Source organism: Halogeometricum limi (assembly GCF_900115785.1).
Taxonomy (GTDB): domain Archaea; phylum Halobacteriota; class Halobacteria; order Halobacteriales; family Haloferacaceae; genus Halogeometricum; species Halogeometricum limi.
Genome location: NZ_FOYS01000005.1, coordinates 98,598 through 120,190, shown reverse-complemented (window position 1 = coordinate 120,190; position 21,593 = coordinate 98,598). Strand labels below are relative to the sequence as shown.

Annotated in this window: 24 protein-coding genes; 7 read left to right on the top strand and 17 right to left on the bottom strand. The window is 65.6% G+C overall.

Translation table 11 applies throughout. The annotated features are described in order from the left end of the window. Positions 1 to 327: 327 nt before the first annotated feature. On the top strand, positions 328 to 852 hold the full coding sequence (locus tag BM282_RS14590) for a gamma carbonic anhydrase family protein (protein ID WP_089882387.1): 525 nt from the start codon (positions 328 to 330) through the stop codon (positions 850 to 852). 84 nt (positions 853 to 936) lie between these two features. After that, positions 937 to 2,091: an acyl-CoA dehydrogenase family protein gene (locus BM282_RS14585; RefSeq protein WP_089882385.1), complete on the top strand. Its 1,155-nt coding sequence runs from the start codon at positions 937 to 939 to the stop codon at positions 2,089 to 2,091. Between the two features lie 86 nt (positions 2,092 to 2,177). Here the strand turns inward: BM282_RS14585 and BM282_RS14580 are convergent, their stop codons facing one another. From BM282_RS14580 to BM282_RS14560, 6 genes are all read right to left on the bottom strand, one after another. Further along, entirely contained in the window at positions 2,178 to 3,017 is an 840-nt protein-coding gene (locus BM282_RS14580; protein ID WP_089882383.1) for an enoyl-CoA hydratase/isomerase family protein, read from the bottom strand. 109 nt (positions 3,018 to 3,126) lie between these two features. Continuing rightward, a complete protein-coding gene (locus BM282_RS18600; protein ID WP_175501560.1) occupies positions 3,127 to 3,291 on the bottom strand; it encodes a PaaD-like zinc ribbon domain-containing protein in 165 nt (54 codons plus the stop codon). A 5-nt stretch (positions 3,292 to 3,296) separates the two neighbouring features. Further along, positions 3,297 to 4,067 (bottom strand): Phenylacetic acid catabolic protein, encoded by a 771-nt coding sequence (locus BM282_RS14575; protein WP_089882381.1) that lies wholly within the window; start codon positions 4,065 to 4,067, stop codon positions 3,297 to 3,299. Continuing rightward, positions 4,064 to 4,276, bottom strand: coding sequence for a phenylacetic acid degradation PaaB family protein (locus tag BM282_RS14570; RefSeq protein WP_089882380.1), 213 nt, complete (start codon positions 4,274 to 4,276; stop codon positions 4,064 to 4,066). Before BM282_RS14570 ends, BM282_RS14575 begins: the two co-directional genes overlap by 4 nt. Beyond that, entirely contained in the window at positions 4,273 to 4,650 is a 378-nt protein-coding gene (locus BM282_RS14565) for a metal-sulfur cluster assembly factor (protein ID WP_089882378.1), read from the bottom strand. The genes BM282_RS14570 and BM282_RS14565 overlap by 4 nt, the downstream gene beginning before the upstream one ends. Continuing rightward, positions 4,647 to 5,570, bottom strand: a complete 924-nt coding sequence (locus BM282_RS14560) for a Phenylacetic acid catabolic protein (RefSeq protein WP_089882376.1) — start codon at positions 5,568 to 5,570, stop codon at positions 4,647 to 4,649. Before BM282_RS14560 ends, BM282_RS14565 begins: the two co-directional genes overlap by 4 nt. A gap of 123 nt (positions 5,571 to 5,693) precedes the next feature. Here BM282_RS14560 and BM282_RS14555 point away from each other — a divergent pair, with 123 nt between their 5' ends. Then, positions 5,694 to 6,176, top strand: a complete 483-nt coding sequence (locus BM282_RS14555; RefSeq protein ID WP_089882374.1) for a GNAT family N-acetyltransferase — start codon at positions 5,694 to 5,696, stop codon at positions 6,174 to 6,176. Next, entirely contained in the window at positions 6,176 to 6,460 is a 285-nt protein-coding gene (locus BM282_RS14550) for a 2Fe-2S iron-sulfur cluster-binding protein (protein ID WP_089882797.1), read from the top strand. Before BM282_RS14555 ends, BM282_RS14550 begins: the two co-directional genes overlap by 1 nt. Positions 6,461 to 6,773: 313 nt before the next feature. Here BM282_RS14550 and BM282_RS14545 read toward each other — a convergent pair whose 3' ends face one another. From BM282_RS14545 to BM282_RS14510, 8 genes are all read right to left on the bottom strand, one after another. Next, on the bottom strand, positions 6,774 to 7,727 hold the full coding sequence (locus BM282_RS14545) for an MBL fold metallo-hydrolase (RefSeq protein WP_089882372.1): 954 nt from the start codon (positions 7,725 to 7,727) through the stop codon (positions 6,774 to 6,776). Beyond that, on the bottom strand, positions 7,720 to 9,126 hold the full coding sequence (locus BM282_RS14540; protein WP_089882369.1) for a UbiD family decarboxylase domain-containing protein: 1,407 nt from the start codon (positions 9,124 to 9,126) through the stop codon (positions 7,720 to 7,722). Before BM282_RS14540 ends, BM282_RS14545 begins: the two co-directional genes overlap by 8 nt. Then, on the bottom strand, positions 9,126 to 10,634 hold the full coding sequence (locus BM282_RS14535) for a UbiD family decarboxylase (RefSeq protein WP_245758381.1): 1,509 nt from the start codon (positions 10,632 to 10,634) through the stop codon (positions 9,126 to 9,128). The genes BM282_RS14540 and BM282_RS14535 overlap by 1 nt, the downstream gene beginning before the upstream one ends. Next, positions 10,631 to 11,131: a hypothetical protein gene (locus tag BM282_RS14530; RefSeq protein WP_089882367.1), complete on the bottom strand. Its 501-nt coding sequence runs from the start codon at positions 11,129 to 11,131 to the stop codon at positions 10,631 to 10,633. The genes BM282_RS14535 and BM282_RS14530 overlap by 4 nt, the downstream gene beginning before the upstream one ends. A 115-nt stretch (positions 11,132 to 11,246) precedes the next feature. Continuing rightward, positions 11,247 to 11,690, bottom strand: coding sequence for a MaoC family dehydratase (locus BM282_RS14525; protein ID WP_089882364.1), 444 nt, complete (start codon positions 11,688 to 11,690; stop codon positions 11,247 to 11,249). A gap of 157 nt (positions 11,691 to 11,847) precedes the next feature. Beyond that, positions 11,848 to 13,485, bottom strand: coding sequence for an acyl-CoA synthetase (locus tag BM282_RS14520; protein ID WP_089882362.1), 1,638 nt, complete (start codon positions 13,483 to 13,485; stop codon positions 11,848 to 11,850). A 59-nt stretch (positions 13,486 to 13,544) separates the two neighbouring features. Then, complete coding sequence (locus BM282_RS14515) at positions 13,545 to 14,330, bottom strand: CoA-transferase subunit beta (protein ID WP_089882360.1); 786 nt, start codon at positions 14,328 to 14,330, stop codon at positions 13,545 to 13,547. After that, entirely contained in the window at positions 14,320 to 15,213 is an 894-nt protein-coding gene (locus BM282_RS14510; RefSeq protein ID WP_245758380.1) for a CoA transferase subunit A, read from the bottom strand. Before BM282_RS14510 ends, BM282_RS14515 begins: the two co-directional genes overlap by 11 nt. 184 nt (positions 15,214 to 15,397) lie before the next feature. On the opposite strand from BM282_RS14510, the gene BM282_RS14505 reads away from it, so the two are divergent. From BM282_RS14505 to BM282_RS14495, 3 genes are all read left to right on the top strand, one after another. After that, positions 15,398 to 16,684 (top strand): ABC transporter substrate-binding protein, encoded by a 1,287-nt coding sequence (locus BM282_RS14505; protein WP_089882356.1) that lies wholly within the window; start codon positions 15,398 to 15,400, stop codon positions 16,682 to 16,684. A 90-nt stretch (positions 16,685 to 16,774) separates the two neighbouring features. Next, positions 16,775 to 17,635, top strand: coding sequence for a branched-chain amino acid ABC transporter permease (locus BM282_RS14500; RefSeq protein WP_089882354.1), 861 nt, complete (start codon positions 16,775 to 16,777; stop codon positions 17,633 to 17,635). After that, on the top strand, positions 17,632 to 18,660 hold the full coding sequence (locus BM282_RS14495; RefSeq protein WP_089882352.1) for a branched-chain amino acid ABC transporter permease: 1,029 nt from the start codon (positions 17,632 to 17,634) through the stop codon (positions 18,658 to 18,660). Before BM282_RS14500 ends, BM282_RS14495 begins: the two co-directional genes overlap by 4 nt. Positions 18,661 to 18,845: 185 nt before the next feature. On the opposite strand, the gene BM282_RS14490 is transcribed toward BM282_RS14495, so the two are convergent. From BM282_RS14490 to BM282_RS14480, 3 genes are all read right to left on the bottom strand, one after another. After that, entirely contained in the window at positions 18,846 to 19,538 is a 693-nt protein-coding gene (locus tag BM282_RS14490) for an ABC transporter ATP-binding protein (RefSeq protein ID WP_089882349.1), read from the bottom strand. Continuing rightward, positions 19,535 to 20,260 (bottom strand): ABC transporter ATP-binding protein, encoded by a 726-nt coding sequence (locus BM282_RS14485; protein ID WP_089882348.1) that lies wholly within the window; start codon positions 20,258 to 20,260, stop codon positions 19,535 to 19,537. The genes BM282_RS14490 and BM282_RS14485 overlap by 4 nt, the downstream gene beginning before the upstream one ends. Before the next feature lie 116 nt (positions 20,261 to 20,376). Next, positions 20,377 to 21,489 carry an NAD(P)-dependent alcohol dehydrogenase gene (locus BM282_RS14480; RefSeq protein WP_089882344.1) on the bottom strand — a complete coding sequence of 371 codons (1,113 nt, stop codon included), beginning with the start codon at positions 21,487 to 21,489 and terminating at the stop codon, positions 20,377 to 20,379. Positions 21,490 to 21,593 lie beyond the last annotated feature (104 nt).

The following is a 21,593-nucleotide window of genomic DNA, read 5'->3' as shown; positions in this document are numbered from 1 at the left end:
TAGCAAAGACAGTTTTGATAGTTTTGATAGTTTTCCGACAACCTGTCAAAACCCGCACGAGGAGCGGAGAATCGAGTCGGCAGGGAGCGACCGACGCTCGGGTCGAGAGCGTAGAACGGGATACGGTCGCCGGTCAGAGACCCGTGCGGCGTGACAGAGTTGTGAGAGCGCGGTCGGATCTAACCTGAATCCGACGCCGAAAGTGTCCGAATGATTTTGTTCACTCGGGAGACGAAAACACCGTACCCGAACCCGCCGCGACACCGTCAGTTCGTCCGCCACGACTTCGACCGATGGGACTTTGTGGCTCACCGTCGCACGGGCAGTATGATTCGCAGATTCGAAGAGACGTCACCGGCCGTCGCGGAGTCAGCGTTCGTCTCCGAGATGGCGTACCTCGTCGGCGACGTGACCGTCGGTCCGGAGGCGAGCATCTGGCCGTTCGTCTGCGTCCGCGGCGACTTCGGGCCGTCGAGTATCGGCGAACAGACGAACGTACAGGACTTCACGATGCTCCACGAGGCGGACGTCGGACCGCGCGTCACCGTCGGTCACCACGTCACCATCGACGGCGCGAGCGTCGGCGCGGACTCGCTGGTCGGTATCGGGAGTACCGTCCTCCCCGGCGCGTCCGTCGGGTCCGACTGTATCGTCGGCGCGGGTGCCGTCGTGACGCCCGACCAAGAGATTCCCGACGGACACGTCGCCTTCGGCATCCCCGCCGAGACACAACCCATCAGCGACGACCACCGCGAGTACGTCCGCTGGAACTGCGAGGAGTATCTCGACATGACCGCCCGGTACAGAGCACAGGGCGGATTCGAGCGGTTCCCCGACGAGTTCGAGGGGTGACGCCCGCGTTCGAGGGCGTCTCCCCGGCAATCAGCCCCGAACGATACGTACGTTTATGGGGGCGCACGCCGACTCGGCGTTCGTATGCACCTCATCGAGAACGCTCTCTCGGAGAGCCACCGGACCGTCCGCGAGCGAGCGGACGAGTTCGTCGAAGACGTCGTCGAACCGCGCGCGGACGAAATCGAAGCGTCGGACGAGTTCCCGCGCGACGTGGTCGAAGAAGCGGGCGAGCGCGGACTGCTCGGCCTCCTCTTGCCGGAAGAGTACGGCGACCTCACGACCGACTTCGTGGGCTACTGTCTGGCCGTCGAACGCGTCGCGGAAGCAAGCGGTGCCGTCGCGGAGACGATTCAGGGGCACACGTTCGCCGCCCTCCCCATCGCTCGGTTCGGCACCGACGAGCAACGCGAACGGTTCCTCGAACCGATGGCGAGCGGTGACGCCGTCGGCGCGATGCTCCTCACCGAACCCGGTGCGGGGAGTTCGCCGTCCGAGTTACAGACCGTCGCCGAGGCGACGGACGACGGCTACCGAATCTCCGGCGAGAAGGCGTTCGGGACGAACGCGGGCGTCGCCGACGTCCACCTCGTCGTCGCTCGCAAACGACCGCAACCCGACGACTCACACGGCGTGAGCGTCTTCCTCGTCCCCGGCGTCGACGACGCCGACGGGTTCAGCTTCGACCGCGTGGAGTACATGGGGATGCGTGGACACGTCACCGGCGACTCGACGTTCGACGAGGTGGCGATTCCCGCGGACAACCTCCTCGGCAGCGTCGGGCAGGGCTTCCGCATCGCGATGGGCACCATCGACATGGCTCGGACGGGAATCGGCGCCATCGGGACCGGTATCGCGCGCGGGGCGTTCGACGCCGCCGTCGACTACGCGGGCGACAGAGAGCAGGGCGGGAAGGCCATCGGCGAGTATCAGGCCGTACAGGTCCTCGTCGCGGACATGTATCAACAGCTCTCGGGCGCGCGGCACGCCGTCTACTCCGCCGCACACGCCATCGCGGACGACGCCGCGGAGACGCGTCTGTCCAGTAGCGCCAAACTCGCGGGGAGCGAGACGGCGGAGTTCGTCACGCGCAACGCGATGCAGGTGTACGGCGGGAAGGGCTACCGGACGGACCTTCCGCTCGAACGCTACTACCGCGACGCGCGCATCCTAAGCCTCATCGGCGGTACCTCCGAGATTCAGCGGACGACCATCGCCCGCGAGACGCTGGACCTCTGAACGGACGCGCCGCTCTCATTCTCGCCACGTCCGCCGGAAAAGGTCGCGTCCGAAAACGCTTCGTCCTCGAATGTGTCGAATCCGCTTCAGTCGTCGTCGCTGGTGATGGCGTCTTCGCCGAGTTCGGCCTCGATGAAGTTGGGTTCGCGCTTTTCGAGGAACGCAGAGATACCCTCTTTCGCGCCCGGGGTGTCGAACAGTTGGTTCTGCAGTTCGCGTTCGTGCGCGAGTGCGTCGTACAGCGACATCTCCATCCCCTCGTTGACGGCGACTTTGATGTGACCGACGGCCTGGTTCGGGAGGCTCGCGACGTGTTTTGCGAACTCGATTGCTTCCTCTTCGGCGGTGCCGGGTTCGACGAGTTCGTCGACGATGCCGGCTTCCTGTGCTTCACTCGGGGTGAGACGCTCGTCTTTGAGCATCATCTTGAGCGCCTTCGAGATGCCGACGTAGCGGGGGAGCAGTTGCGTGCCCGCCTCGCCGGGGATGAGACCGAGGTTGATCTCGGGGACGCCCATGTTGTAGTTGTCGTCGTCGCCCGCGTAGCGGATGTCCGTCGCGAGAGCGAACTCGAGGCCGCCGCCCATGCAGTGGCCGTCGATTGCGGACACGAAGATCGTGTCGGTCGAGCGCATCTTCAGAATGGATTCCTTGCTCGTCTGACTCGCGTAGCCGATGTGCTCGGGGCTCTCGTCTTGGAGCGCCTGGATGTCGTAGCCGGACGAGAAGAACTTGTCACTCGTACTGCTGAGGACGGCACAGCGAACCGTGTCGTCGAACCGGATGGTCTCGACCATCTTCTGGAACTCGAAGACCATGTCGGCGTTGTGGGCGTTCGCCGGCGGTTTGTTCAGTCGAACGATACCGACGTGGCCGTCCATCTCTGTCTCGAAATTCTCGAGGTCGAGTTCTGCGAAAGTCTCCATGCAACTGCTACATACATAGGGCAGTATAAATAATTACCGACAGCCCAAACCGCGATAAACGAGCAGTGCAGCCGCTAACGCCGCGGTATTCGTCTCTCCAGTCTGTGGGCTATCTGCCCGTGTCGGCCACGTCGCCGTCGTACTTGATGCGCTCGAAGACCGTGTGGCAGTCGTTGCAGTAGTACTGACTCTTCGAGACTTCCGACCCGAACTGCGAGTGCCGTTCGGTCTCGGTCGACCCGCAGAACGGACACTCTGGGTGCTCGGCGGACATGAGTCTCAGTCCATCCGGAACTCGGCGTTCTGGACGCCGCTGAGCGATTCGACGTCGGCGTCGGAGATGGACCCCTCGTCGGTCCGCCGACGCGACTCGTTCCACTCGTCGAGCGACGGCGCGTCCCAGTCCACGTCGAGTGCGTCGACGTCGACGTCGGTGCCCGCGAATATCTCCTCGTAGCGCGCGCGGAACGCGGTGCGGAGTGCGGCCGCCGAGCGGTCGGTGAACCCCGATTCGAGGAGTGGGTCCGCGTCGTCGTCGTAGGCGGCCGGCCCGAGGAACGCGAGTATCGCCGGCAGCGTCGACTCGAGTGCGGCGACGACGGCGTCCGTCTGTTCGTCGCCGAGCGTCTCCAGTCGACCGTCGAGGAACTCAAGGTGGAAGAACTCGTCCTGCCCGATTCGAGTGCCGAGTCCCTCGAAGTCGTCGTGGACGATGGCGTCGATGAGGTACCACGCGGCGCGTTCGGTCAGCCCCATGGTGACGACGAACTCCACCCACGACTCGGGGTTGTCGTCGACGGACGCGGCGTTCGCGAACTCCGTCGCCGAGCGGTCACCCTCCAGCCAGTCGTTCTCGCGGCCCTGTTGGCCGAGCAGTCGGAACAACTGGCGGACGTGACCGAGTTCGTCCTGTGCGGCGCTGGCGCCCGCGATGTCGTCTTCGAGCACCGGCCCCGAGAGCATCCACTGGGCGTATCGCTGCGACAACACGAGTTTCGTGTCCGCGACCGACTGCACGTAGTCGACCGCTTCGGCGGACCACTCGCTCATGCCGTATCACCCGGTGAGTCGGGCATCCGGCCGACGTTCGTCGCGTCGAGGACGTTGTCGCGGCGGACGACGACGAGTCGGTCCCAGTCCTCCTCGTCGAACGTTCGGTAGGCGTACACCTTCGCGAGACGGTCGTTCTCCGCGTCGACGTTGCCGACGTTGATGAGTTCGTCTCCGGCGTTGATTCTGGCGAACACCTCGTACTTCATAGTGCGATACCGGACTCACGAAGCTTCTCTCGAACCTCCGCTGTCAACATGCTCTTCTCCCAGAGCGGGCTCCAGACCACGTCGACCTCTACGTCGCGGACGCCGGACATCGTGCGCAGGCAGGCGCGGATGTCGTCGAGTATCATGTCGTACGCGGGGCAACCCATGCACGGGAACGTCATCTCCACGAGGACGTCCGCGCCGTCGGGCGTCTGCTCGACGTGGACGTCGTATATCATCGCCATCTCGACGAGGCTCACCGGGATGTGCGGGTCCGGAATCTCGTCGAGGTTCGCCCAGATATCCTCCTCGAAGGCGGTGGCGTCGTCGCCGGGGCCGAAGCCCGCGGCGTTCTGTTGGTGTTGCACGCTCATGCGGAGACGGGGTCCATCTGCCCCGACTGGAGGAGTTCGACGTACTTCTCGTTGGCCGGGCCGCGCGCCCGCCAGCGGTCGATGACGTCGTCCCACGAGGTGTTCTCCTCGAAGTACCACGTCTTCGTCTCGGCGTCGAAGTGCGCGGGGAGGTCGTACTCCACGACGTACTCGTCTCGCTCCTCGTCGTAGTGTGCGGGCACGTCGATGCCGAGTTCGTTGCAGACGGGGACGGCGCTGTCCATCCACTTCTGGCGGAGCTCGTCGTTCGAGAGGCCCTTGATGGCGTACGCGAGTTGGTCGTCGTGCTTCTTCTTGTCGTCGGGGAGTCCGAACCACTCCAAGGCGATGGGGAACATCCAGTCGACGGCGTCCTGGACCTTCTGTTTCGTCTTGTCGTTCTTGTTCGCGAGTCTGCGCATCCACGTCTCGCCGTGGCGCAGGTGGAACTGCTCTTCTTTGCCGACTTTGGTCAGCGCGCGCTTCCACGGCGCGTACGACGTGTTCTCGTGGATGTCCGACAGCAGGGCGATGCCCGCGCGGTCCCACAGGCCGTGCGCGGTCACCAGTTCGGCGAAGTTCTCCAACGGCTGGTCGAACCCGTACGTGTTGCGGAACTCGTGCGGTTCGCGGCCGTGGATGAGGTACTCGCGGTCGTACCCCAGGTCTTCGAGCAGGCGGTAGGCGATGTGGCCGTGGCCGAGTTCGTCCTGGATGACGCTGATACAGGACGCACGCGCGTTCACGCTCGGCGCGTTCATCGACGGCTCGTAGTACGCCGGTGCGCTCATCAGTTCGGTGTCACCGGACACGAGGAGCGTCTGCGTCAGGGCCTTCTTGTAGCCCTCGGTCATCTGCTCCTCGGACTCGATCATCTTCCCGTCTTGTAGCTGCTGCTTTAGTTGCTTTTCAGTCGGCATGCTCGTACACGAAGATTCGGTCGACTACTATTAATTGTTTGCATTGTGTGACCCCTCACCACACCCGAACGACCCCCCGACTCTCCGATACACCTTTTTCCTCGGGGGTCCGCAACAGTTGACATGGACATCGAAATACGGCGAGCGACCACCGACGACGGACCGGCCTTACTCGACCTGTGGCACGGATTCACAGAGCACCTCTCGCAGTACGACGAACGGTACCAGCACAAGGAGGACGCCGACGACCGGTGGCTCCAGTACTTCGAGAATCAACTGGTCGACTCGAAGTACGGTGCGGTGTTCGTCGCGGAGGCCGACGACGACATCGTCGGCGTCATCGAGGCGCGGTTGACGGGCGACCACCCCATCTTCCGCCTCTCGGACCACGGCTACATCAACGGCCACTACGTGGTCGAAGAACACCGCGACGAGGGCGTCGGCGACAGATTGGTCGAGGCCGCTGTCGACTGGTTCGGCGAGTCCGACCGGGACATCACGTTCTGCCGCGTCGACGTCATCGAGGGCGACGACCACGCGCAAGCGGCCTACGAACGGATGGGCTTCTCTCCGGTCGAGCACGTCTACGAGCGCCAGGTGGAATGATGACTGAAACGTACGAGGTCGAATTCGTGAACGAAGGACGCACCATCCAGGTGTCCGCGGACCAGCCGATACTCGAAGCGGCGGAAGAGGCCGGACTGGACCTGCCGTACCAGTGCCGGATGGGCGTCTGCGGCGTCTGCAGTGCGATTCGCGTCACCGAAGGAGAGGTCGAACAGACCGAGGGGATGTTCCTCTCCGGAAGCGAGAAAGACGAAGGGTACGTCCTCACCTGCGTCGCGCGTGCGCGTTCGGACCTCAAACTCGAATCGAACGCGGGCCCGTAACCGACCCCCTCCTTCTCAGTTTCGCTCGACGCGACGAGCGAGCGCTTCGCCGTCATTTGTTTACAACTCTGTTTACAAAATCTGGAACGTCTCGCCACCGATTCGCCGAGGCGACGACGCCACCGCGAGTGGTCCTCGGTGAGGGCGACATTCGCGTCCTCACAGACGCGATAGAGAAAGCGTTACAGTTGTAGTATCGTATCGAAATTGAAGTCACGGTGAACGTTGTACACAGAGTTGTAAACAAGACAAAGAGCGTCCGAGAGCGTCACCGAGCCCGTTCGTCGACAGAAGAGCGTTCGGGAGAAACGGGTTACTCGAACTGTTCGGCGAGCGTCGCCGTCGAAGGGACGTCGCGAACGGCGTACCGGTCGGGGTCCGTCTCGATGCGTTCGGCGAACGACGCGTCGGCCAACGCGCGGAGATGCGCCGCCGCCTCGCCCGCACCGAACTTGACGTGGATGCCGTGCATCTCGCCGAACAGGTCCACGGCGACGTCCCACGGCGTCGCGTCTCCCCGCGCTTCGAGTCGGGCGAGGACGCGTTCGGTCCGTTCGCGGTGGTGAGTGCGAATCGTCTCGACCCGTTCGGGTATCGCGAGGGACCCGCCGTGACCGGGGAAGAACTCCCCGTCGTGTTCGAGCAGTCGTCGGAGCGACTGGAGATAGTCGGTCAGCGGTGTCGTCGAACGGGTGTCGCTCCCGCCGACGTTCGGCGTGTACGTCGGCAGAACCGTGTCGCCGACGAACATCGCGTCGCCGAACCGAATCGCGAGGTGGCCGAGCGTGTGACCCGGCGTGTGGAGAATCTCGCCGCCCGCGACGACGTCGCCGTCCTCGTGAGCCACGACGGGCGTCTCGTCAGGAAGCGGCGACGGCGTGTCGCCCGCCCGCACCTCCTCGACTCGCACTTCGGGGACGCCCCACTCGGCCAGCGTGGCCGCGTCGCGACGCGTTCGCTTCCGGCGTTCCTCGCGGTAGGACCCCAGAAGCGGAGCGTCGTGTTTGTGCATGTGTATCGTCGCACCCGCCGCCGCGGCGAGGCGAGGCGCGAGTCCAACGTGGTCGGCGTGCCAGTGCGTCACGACGACGTGGTCGATATCCGAGACCGAAATTCCCGCGTCCGCGAGTCCGGTCCGGAGACGTTCGTACGCCTCGTCTCCCGGCGGCCCGGGGTCTATCAGGACGCTGTGGTCGGGGAGGACGTACGCGCTGTTCGACCCCTCCGGTGAGCCACCGCCGACGGGGACGCGGACGAAGTCACTCATCGCGCTCCTCCGACGTCTCGGTCCCGTCGAATCCGAGCGCGTGCCATCGCTCCGCGACCGTCTCGCGAATCTCTTCTGGGTACATCAACTCGAACTCGACTTCCGGGGCGATGAACTCTTCGTCCCACCGGGGGTCCCACGCCGCGTCGACGTAGAGCCGTGACCCCGTCTGGCCGTCCGCTCTGTACGACGGGGCCGTCGCGGCGGGGGCCGCCGCTTCGCTGAATATCCAGTCGTGAGAGGGGTGCGCCTTCACCCACATGTCGTCCAGCGCGCTAGCGAGGTTCTCGAACGTCGCGTCGGTGTCCAGCACGACGACTTTGTCGAACGTCGGTCCGAACGAGAACAGCGTGTTCGCCAGTTGCCACTCGAACCCCGCGTAGAGAATCTCGCTGGCGACGAAGCAGACGCCGAGTCCCGCTTCCACGGGGAGACCGATCCAACTGACCGGTGAGACGCCCCAGTAGCCGTTCACACGCGCGCTCAGGCGCGCTCCTTCGACGAGACTCGTCAGGTGGGTGTCGTCGCCCAGCGGTTCGCCGAGGGGGGCGAGCGGGAGAACTGGGTCGGACCGACTCGCCACGCGGTCGACGGCGACGGCGAACGGTTCGGAGTTGGCGACGTCCTCCCACGCCGCCCGGGGAACCGTCGCCGACCCCGCCGCGCGCGTGAGCGTCCCGTCGACGACGACTTCGGCGCTGGCGGGGAGGAGGCCGCCGGCGCAGGGCGCGAGCGGAACGTCGTCCAGCGCCGCCGCAACCTCCGGCGCGGACCAGCGCCGCCACGGTTGCGTCTGCGCCGACGAGAGGTGCGCGGCGAGGAGTGCCGCCGTCGGGACGCCCAGCGCCACCGAGACGGGTGCGTTCTCGGGCGCGCGCTTCGCGACGCTGGCGGGCACGTGGACGCGGAGCGTCGACCGGCCGCGAACCTCGCCGCGGACGGGGGCCCACAACTGCCGGTCGCCCGCCTCGACGGCGAGGATGCCGTCGGACACCAACTGTCGGTCGTCCTCGCCGGCGACGGGGAGACACAGCGACGTGACGTCCCGGTCGTGTCCGCTCGCCGCGGCGGCGCGCCGTCGTAACGACGGGCGGTCGGCCGGCGGCGTGGTCAGCACGTCGAGCATCCGCCCGTACGAGGTGTCGGCTGGGAGTCCCATCCCCACCGCGTAGCGGTACCACGGCAAGCGCGCTCTCCTGAGCATCCGGTCCGGACCGCCGCGGACGCCGCACGCGAGACTCCCCTCGCCCGGAACGTCGGACAGGAGGACCGCCGGACCGTTCGAGCGCGCGCTCTCGGCCGCGACTGCGAACGGGAGGGTCGGGTCGTCGATTCGCTCGTCTATCGTCACGAGGTCGTCCGCCGTCGCCAACGCGTCGACCGTCTCTCTGAACTCCATCACTCGCCCTCCTCGGCGACGACGCCCGCCGTCGCCAGCAACTCCCGCGCGCGGTCACGACTGTCGGCGGAGACGACGTCCGGTCGTGCGGCCGCCGACCCCGTCGCGTCGATGTACGCCTTCGCCGTCTTCGCCTTCGACGTCCCCGTCTGCGCGTCTCCCTTCTCATCCGGCGTCTGATAGATGTTCAGCGGCACCTTCGGCATCGTCTCCGTCCCGAACTGGTGGAAGTCCGCGTCCGGGTCGGCGTGGAGGGCGATGGCTTCGAGCACCTCTCGCGTGTCGAACGGGTCGACGGAGGCGTCGACGAAGATGAAGAAGTCGATGTGGAGCATCCCCCACGTCGTGAAGATGAAGTTCGCCAGTTCGTGGAGCGCGCCGGGGTCGTTCGTCTCCGTCGCCACCACGTAGGCGGTGCGGGGCGTGAACTGCCACGGGACGCACCGAATCACGTCGAATCCGGCCGCTCGGAGGCCGAGCGTCGCGTCGGGGCCGACGCATCCCGCCTCCATCGAACTCGTCGTGTTCTCCGTGTAGCCGACGCCCGTCCCCTCGACGCAGAACGGGATGATGGGCGACTCGCGGTGCGTGACGGCGTCGACTTCGAGCGCCGGCATCGAACGACGAGGGCCGTGCATGTAGCCGAAGTAGTCGCCGAACGGCCCCTCGTCGAGTCGCTTGTCGGGGACGAGGTGTCCCTCGACGACGAGTTCGGCGTTGGCCGGGACGTACAGGTCGTTCGTCTCGCACTGAACGAGTTCGACCGGCGCGCGACGCAGGCCGCCCGCGTACCGCGCCTCGTCGCTGCCGGTCGGAATCCACATCACCGACGTGCACTGCACGGCGGGTTCCGTGCCGACGACGATGGCGACGGGCATGGGTTCGTCGCGGCGTTCGTACTTGTAGTAGAAGAGGTTCGGCGTCTGCTCGCCCGCTAGCAAGAGGACGCTCGCCTGCCTGTCGTCGTGGACCATCGCTCGGTGCGTCGACCAGTCGACCCACTCGGAGTCGGGGTCCGGCGCGACGAGGGTGTGGAGGTTCGAGTACCGCCCGCCGTCGCCGGAGTGGATGTACGGCCACGGGAACGACAGCAGGTCGACGTCGTCGCCGACGTGGACCACTTCCTTACACGGGGCGGCGTCGGGCGTCGAGGCCACCGTCGTCGGTTCCACGGGGTCGGTCAGGCGTTCGAGCATCGCGTCGTAGTACGTCGCGCCGTCGGTGTCCGCGGGGAGGCCGAGAGCGGTGGCGATGCGGTCCCACGGTCGACGCTGCGACCCGCGGTACGGGTCGCCGACCAGTCGCGCACCGGGGACGCCGCTTCGGGCGACCGACTCGAACAGCGGTATCTGGGCGTCTCGTTCGCCGGCCCGCATGGCGATGGCGCTGGCTTCGAGGTCCCACGACACCTCGTCGGTGACGCGGACGAGGTCACCCGCCTCGTCCAACGTGTCGAGGTAGGCCCGGAGGCTCGGTTCGGAGGCGATTCCGTCCCCGTCGTCGCTCACCGCTCGTCACCCCGAAACGCGGCGGCGACGGACTCGCGTTCGACGGCCGTCCTGAGGTCGACGTACTCGTCGACCAACTCGGGGTGTGCGGTGGACAGTTGCGCGGAGAGAAGCGAACGGACCGCGTCCGAGAGCGACCCGTACTCCCCGCTCCGAACGAGATACTGTAGCATCGCACGCAACTCCTCCGAACGGGCGTTCAGGAGGTCCGAGTCCTCGCGGGCCTCTTCTAAGCACTCGCGGAGGAGGTCCGTGTCCACCTCGGCGTCGCCGACGTCCGTCTCGATGAAGTCGATGTACCACTGCTCTTCGATGTTCTCGTGCGGCCCCTTCACGACGGTCAGCGGGGCGGGGTCTCTCAGTCCGTCCGGGTCCCGAGACACCCGCGCCCGCGTCCGAAATATCTCGCGTGACTCCGTGTCCGTCACCTGGAGGGTGACCTCTCCGTCGGTGTCCTCGGGGAGGTACTCTTCTGACGTGGTGTACGTTCGTGCCATGCGCGTTCGTCACGTCCCTCCCGTCGAACATACATAAACGTTCCTCAAGAATTTGCGAAACGAAAGTGAACACCCAATCAGAGCGACGTTTACACCTCTGTAAGCAGTGGAGTAATCAGCGCTTGAGGAAGATGTTGGTCGCCCGCCAGTACACCACCTCGTCGCCGTCCCCGTTCGTCGCCTCGACTTCGGACGTGATGTAGCCCCTGTCGTCTCGGCTGGTCGATTCGGTCTTCTCCAAGACGCGTACCTCGACGCTCACGGTGTCGCCGGGGTAGACGGGGGTTCGCCAGCGGAGTTCGTCGAGGCCGAACGACCCCAGCGTCGCCGTCTCCGAGAGGAACTCGTCGACCAAGAGGCGCATACAGCAACTCGCCGTGTGCCACCCGCTGGCGATGATTCCGCCGTAGATGGTGTCTTCGGCGGCGACGGGGTCGACGTGAATCGGTTGCGGGTCGTATCGTTCGGCGAACTGTAAGAGTTCGTCGCGCTCGGCGGTGTAGCGTCCCAGGGCACGAACCTCGTCCGCGTCGATATCTTCGTAGTAGCGTCGTGGCATCACGGGGAACGTCTCGTGAACGGCGCATAAACGCTCGCGTCTCGGAACGTGACGGTCAGGGCGCACCGTGCGCGCGGAGGGCGGGGACAGAGCGGGTCGGTCGGCGAGTCGAGACGGGCGACCGGTCGACGGGTAGCAGTTACTCGGTGAGCGTCAGTTACTCCTGTTCGCGTTCGCGGAGTTTGATGCGCTGAATCTTTCCGGTCTCCGTCCGCGGGAGGGTCTCCACGAACTCGATGGCGCGCGGGTACTTGTACGGAGCGAGCGTGTTCTTGACGTGGTTCTGGAACTCGTCGACGAGTTCGTCGCTCCCTTCGAACCCCTCCGCGAGGACGACGAACGCCTTGACTATCTGACCGCGTTCCTCGTGCGGTGCGCCGACGACGGCCACCTCCGAGACGGCGTCCAGTTCCTGCAGGACGTTCTCCACTTCGGGACCGGGGATGTTGTAGCCCGAAGAGATGATGAGGTCGTCGCGGCGCGACTTGTACTCCAGACGGCCGTCCTCGCGGTGGACGTAGATGTCGCCGGGGAAGCTCCATCCGTCGACGACGGCGTCCTCCTGTTTGTCCGGGCGGCCCCAGTAGGAGATACCCGTCGGACCGCGAACGGCCAACAGACCGGCCTCGCCGCGCGGCATCTCCTCCATCGTGTCCGGGTCGACGACGCGACACTCGTAGCCGGGGACGGGGAAGCCCGTCGCGGAGGGGTCGATATCCCCGTCGTGCCGGTGGCTGACGAAGATGTGGAGCATCTCAGTCGTCCCGATACCGTCCAAGAGAGGGACGCCGAACTCGTCTTCGAACGCGTCGAACGTGCTCGGAGCCAGCGGTTCGCCCGCGCTCATCCCCGCGCGGAGGCTGGAGAGGTCGTACTCGTCGGCGGCGTCGGGGTGCGCCGAGAGAATCTGGTTGAACGCGGTCGGAATCGAGCAGAGGATGGTGATACCGTGGTTCTCGACGGCGTCCAACAGGTCGCCGGGTTTGGCGTCCTCGACGAGACTCGTCGTCGCGCCGAACCGAAGCGGGAAGGTGACGAGGTCACCGAACCCGTACGCGAACGGGAGCGGCGGGTTGCCGCCGAACACGTCGTCGCGGGTGGGTTCGAGACAGTAGCGCGCGTAGCAGTCGGCCGTCGCGAGCATCTGCCGGTGGGTGTGAATCGCCCCCTTCGGACGGCCCGTCGTTCCGCTCGTGTACAGCATGAGTGCGAGGTCGTCGCGTTCGGTCTCGTAGGCGTCGAGGTCGTCGGAGGCCCCGTCGAGTAGGTCGTCGAAGTCGTGGTGGTCGTGTTCCACGTCCGCCCCGCGGTCCGCGACGACGACGTCGTCGAGCGTTTCGAGATTGGGCATCGCGTTCTCCACCTCGTCCAAGAGCGCGTCGTAGACGACGCAGTGTGTCGCCCCGGAGTCGTTGAAGATGTACTCCAGTTCCTTCGCTCTGAGGAGCTTCATCGACGGCAGGGCGACGCCGCCGAGTTTCTGGACCGCGAGGCAGGCGATAACGGCTTCCGGACGGTTCGGGAAGCGGACGACGACGCGGCTTCCCGGTTCGACGCCGAGTTCCGAGAGCGCGTTGCCGAAGCTGTTCACCTTCGACTGCAGTTCGGCGTACGAGAGTTCGTCGTCCTCGAACCGGACGGCCGGGTCGTCTCCGTGGCCGTCTTCGACGTGTCTGTCGACGAGTTCGGTCACCACGTTCACGTGCTGGGGGTAGTGGACTTCCGGAACCGCGTGAATCAGTTCTGGACCCGTACCCGCGTCGGGTAGCTTCTCAGCTGGGACGCGTGCTTGCATAACAAGAGAGAGTGTCGCAATGGGGGGATATAGTAGTTCCTACCGATTCTTCCTGAATGTCAGCCGCGTGTCCAGAATCCGTCGGGGTCGAACTCGCGGATGAGCTCGACAGCCTCCGAAGAGGGAGCGTCGGTCACGCCGACCGCTTCGCCGGTGACGTCCTCCCGCGTCCGCAGGTCCCACGGGAAGTCCGCGGCCACCTCGTCGGCGTCGACGCCGGGGTGAACCGTCCGGAGGTAGAGTTCGCCGTCGTCGAAGCCGAACGTCGCCTTCGAGGTGACGAGAGCGTTCGGGCCGCCGCCCTGTACCGACTGCTCGTCGCGCCAGTCGCCGCCCTCGCCGTGGCCCGGACTCGTGACGTACTCCACGCGTTCGACGAATCGCCGGGGTTCGTGCGCCATCAGGATGACCGTCCGGTCGGACAGACACGCGATGTCGCAGGCGCCCCCGCTACCGGGGAGCCGAATCTCCCTGTCGCCGGCGTGGACGCGCGTCGTGTTGAGGTTGCCGTAGCGGTCTATCTCCGCGCCGCCGAGGAAGCCCACGTCGATGTCGCCACGCGCGAGGCGACCCATCACGTCGAGCATGCCCGTCGTCGAGACGGCGCGGTCGAGGTTCGGAAGGTCGCACATCGTGTGGAGAAAGCCGTCCGCCGGGTCCTCTCGGACGACGCCGCTCTCGAACACGGACATCGCGTTCGGCGCGTGCGTGCTGACCGCGACTTGAAACGCGATGAGCGGAAGTCGCATCCCGACGAACGCGACGTCGCCGTCGTCTATCTCGCGCGCCGCCGCACTCACCATCAGTTCGCGGGCGGTGTACTCCGAGGCGTCCTCACTGGCCATAGGTCACCTCCGCGGCCGTCGTCGGTTCGCGTACGGAGAGGTCACGCGTCACCTTCTCGCGGTACTCCGCCCGGCTCTCGACGCCGTGAATCCACTCGTCGGCCCACGCGTCGAAGCCGCCCTCGTCTCGGGTCGCCTCGGCGTACTCCAAGAAGAACTCGTTGTCGCGGTTGTACCGCCCGGCGACGGGCGACGGGTGCGCACCGAACGGCGCTTCGACGACTGCGGTCACCTGTTCGCGGGTGATGCGAGTGCGACTCGGGTCGCTCTTGATAACCTCGGGGTCGACTATCTCCTCGGCCGTGACGAGGACGTTGTCGGCGGCTCTGACGGCTTCGTACGTCACGCCGGTGTTGCCCCACAGGTGCGCGTCTCCCGTCGGCGCGGCGCGTTGGACGTGCACGAACGTCCAGTCCGGGGCGATGGCGGGGACCTGAACGACTCGCTGGCCCTCGAACGGGTCTTCGGTGATGCGGAACTGGGGTTCCCCCGCGATGTCGCTCCCGAGGAGCGAGCGCGTCGGAAGGTAGGGGACGCCCAGTTCGGCGGCGTGAAGCGACAGCGCGATGGAGAAGTTCGAGTGGTTCTCGACGTCCAGCTCACCGCCTTCGACCGCCCGTCGGAAGTTGTAGCCGCTTCCGGCGCTGACGTTTCCCGTCCACGCGGCGCGAACGTTCGAGACGAGTCCGGCGCCGACGAGTTGGTCGAACAGCACGTCGCTGATGGGGCCGACGAGCGTCAGGTCGTCCGTCCCCTGCCGCACGAGCTCGTGTCCGGCGGCGAACGGGATGGCGTGCTCCAGCGCCAACCCCGCCGCGATGGTACTGCCCGGTTCGATGCTGGCGATAGCCTCCGCCATGCTCGCAGTCTTGTCCGCAGGCATACAACACATCGCACGGTCCGTCGTGATAAATCCACGCTTCGGGGAGGGCTGTTTTCGGGTTAGAAAACAGAAATTTGACCCATAGACGGCCGATACAGCCCTCGAAGCGGTCGTAAACGGCAAAACAACACCCGTGAGAACACACTACAAAGATATTTATTGGCGCTCAATAATTGTGACACTCATGGTCGAACGAAAACGATTCCAGAGACGGAACTTTCTGAAAGCGGGCGGCGTGGCGGGACTGGGCCTACTCGCGGGATGCGCGGGTGGCGGCGGGTCGGACGGCGAGACGAACACCGACGCGTCCGGCGGAGACGACGGCGGAAGCGACTCCACCGACGGAGGAAGCGACTCCGGTGGAAACTCCGGCGAACCGATCGTCATCGGGTCGATGCAACCGCTCTCGGGGCCGTTCACCCCGTGGGGGAACGCGCACCGCGCCGGACTCGCGTTCGCCGTCGAAGAGATCAACAGCGACGGCGGCGTGTTGGGTCGCGACCTCGAAATCGTCGAGTCCGACACGAAGAGCGACGCCGGGCAGGCAGACACGGTCTTCCGCCGGTTCGTCGAACAGGAGAACGCCGTCGCGACCGTCGGTCCGGTCTCCTCCGACGTCGGTATCCGAACCGCACGCACCGCCCAGGAACTCGAAGTCCCCATGTTGCTCCACATGTCGGGGACGAACAAGGCCATCACGCCGGACACGACGTACACGTTCCGCGTCGGACTCCTCCCGGCGGACACGACGATGCGCGCACAGGCGAACCTCGTCGCGGACGCGGGCTACGAGAAAGTCGGCGCGATTATCGGCGACTACGCGTGGGGTCGGTCCATCGAAGAAGGCATCAACGAACACTTCGGCGTCGACGTGGACGTGCAGGCGGCACCCGTCGGCGCGAGCGACTTCAAGTCGTTCATCCGCAAGTACCCCGACGACATCGAGATGATGGTCGCGACGGGCCACCCGCCGGGGTCGCTCACCATCGCCAACCAACTGAACGAACTGGGCTACAGCCCCGAGGTCATCACGGGACCGAGTTTCCCACCGGGCGTCATCGCGGGCGCACTCGGCGAGTTCGCCTTCGAGGGCGGGTTCACGCACGTTCACAACACGGACGTGTACAGCGACGAGTTCGCGGAAGTCGCACAGCGGTTCGGCGAGGCGAGGGGCAGCCAGTTCGACACCCACACGGCGTACGGCTACGTCTCGGCGAAGATGCTCGCGCAAGCCATCGAAGACGCCGGCGAGGCGGACCCGGTGGCCATCGGAGAGGCGCTCCGCGGTATCAAGTTCGACACGCTGTTCGCGAACCCCATCGAGTACACCGAGAACGGCGAACTCAAGAACCAAGTGCAGATATACAGCCAACTGACCGCAGAAGCGCCGTCGTACTACCCGGACGGGAAGTTCGGCTTCGAAGAGCAGTTCCGAACCGACGCGCTGCCTGCGCTCCCTGCAGACCAGTGACCAGCGCTGTCACGCGGTGCGACGTCGGCACCGCACGGTACGTGCGTCCCGAACAGCGACGCGACTCACTCCGACGAGGACGGGGGACGTATGGTAACGGCTAGTACGCTCCTCGGACTCGCCGTCGACGGACTCGCCTTCGGCGTGTTCCTCGCACTGCTGGGCGTCGGCATCACACTCGTGTTCGGTCTCGGCGAGGTGCTCAACCTCGCTATCGGCACGTTCGCCGTCTTGGCGGTGCTCGTCGCCACCGTCGTCGTCCAACAGGGGATGGGCCTCGTCGTCGCGGCGGTAGTCGCACTCGTCGCCGTCGCGGCGTTCGGTCTCTTCGTCGACCGGACGCTACTGTCGCTCGTCTACCGGTCGGAGGGAGAGGACAGAATCCTCCTCGGCATCTTCACGACGCTGGGGCTGACGGTGTTACTGGACGGTATCCTCATCAACTACTTCCCGTCGCGGTACACCCTCCCCCTCGACGTGGGGACGCTCTCCGTGGCGGGCGCGACGCTCACCGGGAGTTCGCTCGTCATCGTCGCCGTCGGCACCGTCGTCCTCGCCGCCGTCTTCGCGTTCCTCCGCGGGACGTTCCTCGGGAAAGCGACGCGAACGGTGTTCCAAGACGAACGCGGCGCGCGTCTGGTCGGGGTGAACCCCCGACGCATCCGGACGCTCATCTTCGTCCTCTCGGCGGCGGTGGCCGGACTCGGTGGCCTCGTGTTCGCCGCCGGGTCGGCCGTCGCCGTCTCGAACGGTTTCGAGTTCACGACGTTCGCGCTCATCATCTCCATCGTCGGCGGCGTCCGGAGCCTCGTCGGCGCCATCGGCGCCGGCGTGCTCCTCGGACTCGTCAACCAGTTCGCGAACTTCTTCGTCGGGTCGTACATCGCGACGATTATCCTGTTCGTGACGGCCATCGTGGTGCTCTTGGCCCGCCCGGAGGCGATACAATGAGTTCGCGTGCGTCGCTCGGGACGGAAGTCCGCAACGTCGCCATCGTGGCGGTGTTGTTCGCCGTCGCACCGTTGGTCGTCCTCGGCAGCAGTTACTACGAGAGCGTGCTCGCGCACCTGCTTCTCATCGCGCTGTTCGCCGTCGCGCTCAACATCGTCTTCGGCCACACCGACCAACTGTTCCTGTTCGTCGGCGGCCTCGCGGGCGTCGGTGCGTACACGACGGCGCTCCTGGCGGACGCGCTGTCCATCTCGGCGTGGGTGACGCTCCCCGTCGCGGCGCTCGTGTGCGGACTCATCGGGATGCTCGTCAGCTACGTCTCCGCCAAGCGCAACTTCACCGTCGTGCTCATCTCCATCCTCACGCTGAACCTCCAACTCGTGTTCAGCGAGATATTCGTCGGAGCGCGCGACATCACCGGCGGGTCGACCGGCTTCCCGTACGAGTACTTCTCGCTCGGCGTCGTGGCCGAGGCAGTCGGCATCGAGACGAAACTCGTGCTGTACTACATCGTGCTGGTGCTCCTCGTGGCGACGCTCGGCGTCTACCTGCGACTCGTCCACTCGAAGTACGGCATCGCGTTCGACGCCATCCGCGAGGACGAAGTCGCCGCCGAGTCCATCGGCATCGACGTGGTGCGGTACAAGACCATCGCGGGCTTCGTCGCCGCACTCATCATCGGCGTCGTCGGCGCGTTCTTCGCGCGGGAGTCCGGCTACGTCCTCCCCGGTGGGTTCACCTTCCTCGCCGTCGACGTCATCGTCCTCATCGTCCTCGTCGTCGGGGGCCTGCGGACGACGCTCGGACCCGTCGTCGGCGCGGTCATCGTCGTCGGCATCGAGGAGTTCCTGAGTTCCGCGCAGAGCCTGCAGACGTGGCGGACGGCCATCTTCGGCGCGCTGCTCATCGTGCTGTTCCTCTACTTCCGCCGCGGCGTCGTGCGCTCGGCGCGCGACCTCGTGGCGGACGCGAGAGGGGGAAGTACGGGCGGGAACGGCGGAAGCGACGTCGACGGCGGCCAGTAACGCCGCCGCGACGGTCTTCGATTCGTTCGACTACGTTCGATTCCTCGGCACCTTTCGACGCGTCTCGACGTACGTCGAACAGCGCGTGACCCTCGTTCTCTGACGCGGAAAACCAGCGGGGTCCAGCGTAACGACAAAAAAGCGCGTTCGACTCGTGAGGCGGCGAAGTGACGGGGGCGACGAGGCTACAGGTACGCGTCTTTGATGTGGTCCGACTCCAAGAGAGCCGGGCCGGTGTCTTCGGCGACGAACTCCCCGTTCTCCAAGAGGTAGGCTCTGTCGGCGAGTCCGAGCGCCTTGTGGACGTGCTGTTCGACGAGGAGGACGGTCACCTCCTCGCTTATCTCGTCTATCTTCTCGAAGACGCGGTTCGTAATCTGCGGGGCGAGACCCTCCGACGGTTCGTCGAGTGCGAGAATCTTCGGCCGGGCCATCAGGCCGCGCCCGATGGCGAGCATCTGCTGTTGCCCGCCGCTCATCGACCCCGCGCGCTGACTCGCGCGCTCTTCGAGGATGGGGAAGAGGTCGAACACCTCTCGGAGCGTCTCGTCCAGCGTGTCGCGTTTCGTGTACGCGCCCATCTCCAGGTTCTCGCGGACGGTCATGTCGCCGAAGAGGTTGCGCTCCTCGGAGACGTGGACGAAGCCGCGTTGGACGACTTCCGAGGGGTCCATCTCGGCGACGTCCTCACCCCACGCCGTCACGGACCCGGCGTGGTAGGGGTGGAGTCCGGACATGACGCGAAGCAGCGTCGACTTGCCCGCCCCGTTGGGGCCGACGATGGAGACGACGCGGTCCTCCTCGGAGACGTGAAACGAGAGGTCCCAAAGCACCTGGATGTTGCCGTAGGAGACGTCGATGCCGTCGACTTCTATCACGCTTCGTCCCCCAGGTAGGCCTCGACGACGGAGTCGTTCGCGCGAATCTCTTCGGGCGTCCCCTCGGCGAGTTTGCGACCGCTGTTCAGGACGATGATGCGGTCAGCGACGCTCATGACGGCGTCCATGATATGTTCGATCCAGAAGACGGAGATGCCGCGTTCGTCGCGGAGGCGGCGGATGGTGTCCGTGAGTTCGGCTATCTCGCCGGGCGTGAGACCGCTCGCAATCTCGTCCAAGAGGAGGAGTCGAGGCTTCGAGGCGAGGGCGCGCGCGAGTTCGAGTTGTTTCTTCTGCGCGATGGGGATGTTCGCCGCCAACACGTCGGCTTTGTCGGCGAGTCCGATGAACTCCAGTGCTTCACGGGCGCGTTCCTCCGCCTCGTCGCGCGAGATGGACTCGTCGTTTCCGAACAGCGCACCAGTGGTCACGTTTTCCAGAACGGTCATCTCGTTGAACACGCGAACGATTTGGAAGGTTCGAACGAGGCCCTTCCGCGCGATGTCGTGCGTCTCCAACGCGACGATGTCCGTCCCGTCGAACTCGACGTGCGTCCCGTCTTCGGGTTCGAGGACGCCCGTGATGCTGTTGAACAGCGTCGTCTTTCCGGCCCCGTTCGGGCCGATGAGTCCGACTATCTCTCCGTCGGCTATCTCGAAGGTGACGTCGTCGACGGCCACCAGTCCGCCGAACTCCTTCCGGAGGTCGGTTACTGCTAACATAATTCATTGAGGACTGTCCACCGTTATAATGCTTTCTCGTACAGTCGGGTCGAGAGCGAGTCACCGCGTCCCGAAACGGAGTGGTCAGTCCGCGGTCGAGCGCGGAGGAGTCCGTCTCAGGCGTCGCTCATGCGAAGCACGGGTTTGATGGTGTCGCCTTCCTCGGAGTCTTCGACGGCTTGTTCGATGTCCTCGAAGTCGTAGTAGGTGACGAGTTCGTCGAACGGGAACTTCCCCTGTCGGTAGAGTTCGACGAGGTCCGGGATGAACTGCTGTGGGTCGGAGTCACCCTCGACGATGCCGGTGATGCTCCGTCCGTTCAGGATGAGGTTGTTGACGTCGTAACCGGCCTCCGTCCCGAGTGCCGGCGCACCGATGACACCGAGCGTCCCGCGTTGCGTGAGCGTCTCCACCGCCTGTTCGGCGACGGCGGGGACGCCCGTCGTCTCCAGTGCGTAGTCGACGCCGCCGTCGGAGAGTTCTCGGACGGCCTCGACGACGTCGTCCACCTCCTCGGGGTTCACCGTCGCGGTGGCGCCGAGTTCGTCGGCTTTCTCCAACCGGTTCTCCTTCAGGTCGATAGAGATAATCTCGGTACAGCTCTTGATACCGGCGGCCATGACGGCCGAGAGTCCGACCGAGCCCGCACCGAAGACGGCGATAGACGAGCCCGCCTGCGGGTTCAGGGAATTGATGACGCCGCCCGCGCCCGTCTGAATGCCGCATCCGAGCGGACCCAACAGTTCCAGCGGTACGTCGTCCTCGACGGGGACGACGTTTCGCTCCGTCGCGATGGCGTACGTCGCGAACGACGACTGCCCGAAGAAGCGACCGCTTATTCGCTCGCCGTCCTGCGAGAGCGGCGACGACTCGTCGTGCGGCCGCACGCCGCCGAAGTTGTGCGCGAAGAACGCCTCGCAGAACGCCGGGTGGCCGTCCCGACAACTCGTGCAGGTGTCGTCGTAGTCGAAGCTCAAGACCACGTGGTCGCCGGGTTCGACGTTCGTCACGTTCGACCCCACCTCCTCGACGACGCCCGACCCCTCGTGGCCGAGCACCGCCGGGAGCGGTGTCGGATACATCTGGTCGCGGACGATCATATCGGTGTGACAGACTCCCGCGCCGACGATGCGGACGAGCACTTCGTCCGACTGCGGGTCTTCCAGACTCACGTCTTCTATCTCGAACGCGCCGCCCTCCTCGTGCATCACTGCTGCTCGTATGTTCATTGGTGGAATACCACACGATTGGTCTCGGCTGAGAGACATATAGGTTGGGATGGAGGCGGTTCCCGTGCCGTCGAGTCGGCGGCGGTCCGGCGGGAGCGCGGAAC

Excerpts from the sequence above, each read along its gene's own strand:
- BM282_RS14580 (WP_089882383.1), bottom strand. The coding sequence starts at position 3,017 with ATGGAGACTTTCGCAGAACTCGACCTCGAGAATTTCGAGACAGAGATG.
- BM282_RS14565 (WP_089882378.1), bottom strand. The coding sequence starts at position 4,650 with ATGAGCGTGCAACACCAACAGAACGCCGCGGGCTTCGGCCCCGGCGAC.
- BM282_RS14570 (WP_089882380.1), bottom strand. The coding sequence starts at position 4,276 with ATGAAGTACGAGGTGTTCGCCAGAATCAACGCCGGAGACGAACTCATC.
- BM282_RS14515 (WP_089882360.1), bottom strand. The coding sequence starts at position 14,330 with ATGGCCAGTGAGGACGCCTCGGAGTACACCGCCCGCGAACTGATGGTG.
- BM282_RS14510 (WP_245758380.1), bottom strand. The coding sequence starts at position 15,213 with ATGCCTGCGGACAAGACTGCGAGCATGGCGGAGGCTATCGCCAGCATC.
- BM282_RS18600 (WP_175501560.1), bottom strand. The coding sequence starts at position 3,291 with ATGTCCGCCGAGCACCCAGAGTGTCCGTTCTGCGGGTCGACCGAGACC.
- BM282_RS14495 (WP_089882352.1), top strand. The coding sequence starts at position 17,632 with ATGAGTTCGCGTGCGTCGCTCGGGACGGAAGTCCGCAACGTCGCCATC.
- BM282_RS14530 (WP_089882367.1), bottom strand. The coding sequence starts at position 11,131 with ATGGCACGAACGTACACCACGTCAGAAGAGTACCTCCCCGAGGACACC.
- BM282_RS14540 (WP_089882369.1), bottom strand. The coding sequence starts at position 9,126 with ATGGAGTTCAGAGAGACGGTCGACGCGTTGGCGACGGCGGACGACCTC.
- BM282_RS14480 (WP_089882344.1), bottom strand. The coding sequence starts at position 21,489 with ATGAACATACGAGCAGCAGTGATGCACGAGGAGGGCGGCGCGTTCGAG.
- BM282_RS14575 (WP_089882381.1), bottom strand. The coding sequence starts at position 4,067 with ATGAGCGAGTGGTCCGCCGAAGCGGTCGACTACGTGCAGTCGGTCGCG.
- BM282_RS14485 (WP_089882348.1), bottom strand. The coding sequence starts at position 20,260 with ATGTTAGCAGTAACCGACCTCCGGAAGGAGTTCGGCGGACTGGTGGCC.
- BM282_RS14585 (WP_089882385.1), top strand. The coding sequence starts at position 937 with ATGCACCTCATCGAGAACGCTCTCTCGGAGAGCCACCGGACCGTCCGC.
- BM282_RS14560 (WP_089882376.1), bottom strand. The coding sequence starts at position 5,570 with ATGCCGACTGAAAAGCAACTAAAGCAGCAGCTACAAGACGGGAAGATG.
- BM282_RS14500 (WP_089882354.1), top strand. The coding sequence starts at position 16,775 with ATGGTAACGGCTAGTACGCTCCTCGGACTCGCCGTCGACGGACTCGCC.
- BM282_RS14550 (WP_089882797.1), top strand. The coding sequence starts at position 6,176 with ATGACTGAAACGTACGAGGTCGAATTCGTGAACGAAGGACGCACCATC.
- BM282_RS14555 (WP_089882374.1), top strand. The coding sequence starts at position 5,694 with ATGGACATCGAAATACGGCGAGCGACCACCGACGACGGACCGGCCTTA.
- BM282_RS14505 (WP_089882356.1), top strand. The coding sequence starts at position 15,398 with ATGGTCGAACGAAAACGATTCCAGAGACGGAACTTTCTGAAAGCGGGC.
- BM282_RS14520 (WP_089882362.1), bottom strand. The coding sequence starts at position 13,485 with ATGCAAGCACGCGTCCCAGCTGAGAAGCTACCCGACGCGGGTACGGGT.
- BM282_RS14590 (WP_089882387.1), top strand. The coding sequence starts at position 328 with ATGATTCGCAGATTCGAAGAGACGTCACCGGCCGTCGCGGAGTCAGCG.
- BM282_RS14545 (WP_089882372.1), bottom strand. The coding sequence starts at position 7,727 with ATGAGTGACTTCGTCCGCGTCCCCGTCGGCGGTGGCTCACCGGAGGGG.
- BM282_RS14525 (WP_089882364.1), bottom strand. The coding sequence starts at position 11,690 with ATGCCACGACGCTACTACGAAGATATCGACGCGGACGAGGTTCGTGCC.